The organism is Hyunsoonleella ulvae (assembly GCF_016827605.1).
GTDB classification, from domain to species: Bacteria; Bacteroidota; Bacteroidia; order Flavobacteriales; family Flavobacteriaceae; genus Jejuia; species Jejuia ulvae.
On the sequence record NZ_JAEPJQ010000022.1, the window covers coordinates 1 to 616 of the forward strand.

The following is a 616-nucleotide window of genomic DNA, read 5'->3' on the forward strand; positions in this document are numbered from 1 at the left end:
TGTTGTGTTAATGCCGATTGGACTACATGGATCGTTTGGATCACTCGTTGGTCCGCCTGGGAACGTCGTTGGATCGTCTGGGGTACTTGGATCGTCTATTCCTGTAGTTTCCTCACAGTCTGTTAGTCCGTCTCCATCGCTATCTAATGAACTTGGACAAGCTGGTATCGTTACAGATATGGTTGCCACATTGGATGTATTACCATCATTATCATTGACCGTATAGGTAATTGTAGTAGTACCATTATTATATCCAGGTACAGGATCAAAAGTAACTGTTCCATCTCCATTATCAGTAAATGTTCCTTCATTTGGAACTGTGAACGTACTTTGTTGACCAAGAGTATTTGGATCTAAATCAATAGTTGAATTATCAATTGTACCATCTGAATCTGTATCATTACCTGTTATGTCTATAATTACATCAACATCCTCGTTAGTTGATCCAGCATCATTATTTGCAATAGGTGCATCATCTACTGGGTTGACCATGACATCTATTACTGCGGTGGTACAGTCCCCATCTGCATCACAGATCTCATAGGTTATTTGATCTGGGCCGTTGTAGTCTGCGGTTGGTGTGTAATCTATCGTATCATCGGTTGGGTCGTTTGGT

The 616-nt window shown here is 41.1% G+C and carries 1 protein-coding gene; it reads right to left on the reverse strand.

All coding sequences use genetic code 11. The annotated features are described in order from the left end of the window. Nucleotides 1-616, reverse strand: a 616-nt coding sequence (locus JS605_RS17455; RefSeq protein ID WP_203259011.1) for an Ig-like domain-containing protein, incomplete at both ends; no start/stop codon positions are given.